Below are 417 nucleotides of genomic sequence, written 5' to 3' on the forward strand. Positions count from 1 at the left end.
GGCCGTCACCGGCCCGCACGCCACGCAGGAGGTGATGGACGCCGTCCACCAGAACTTGCCCAAGCCGCACGACCCGTTCATCGACCTCGTGCCCGGCAATTTCGGCGTGGCGGGCATCAAGCTCACGCCCAAGCACTATGCGTACCTCAAGATCAGCGAGGGCTGCAACCACCGCTGCACCTTCTGCATCATTCCGTCGATGCGCGGCGACCTGGTCTCGCGCCCCGTGGGCGACGTGCTGAGCGAGGCGAAGGCGCTCTTCGAAGGCGGTGTGAAGGAACTGCTGGTGATCAGCCAGGACACGTCGGCCTACGGCGTGGACGTGAAGTACCGCACCGGCTTCTGGGACGGCAAGCCCGTGAAGACGCGCATGCTGGAGCGGGTGCAGACGCTGGGCGAGATCGCCGAGCCCTACGG

Annotated in this window: 1 protein-coding gene; it reads left to right on the forward strand. The window is 66.7% G+C overall.

Annotated elements, in window-relative coordinates; genetic code table 11:
* A partial coding sequence (locus AC066S_RS39670; RefSeq protein ID WP_478272043.1) for a radical SAM protein occupies positions 1-417 on the forward strand: 417 nt, incomplete at both ends.

It is taken from the genome of Bradyrhizobium sp. CFUWI, from assembly GCF_056429085.1.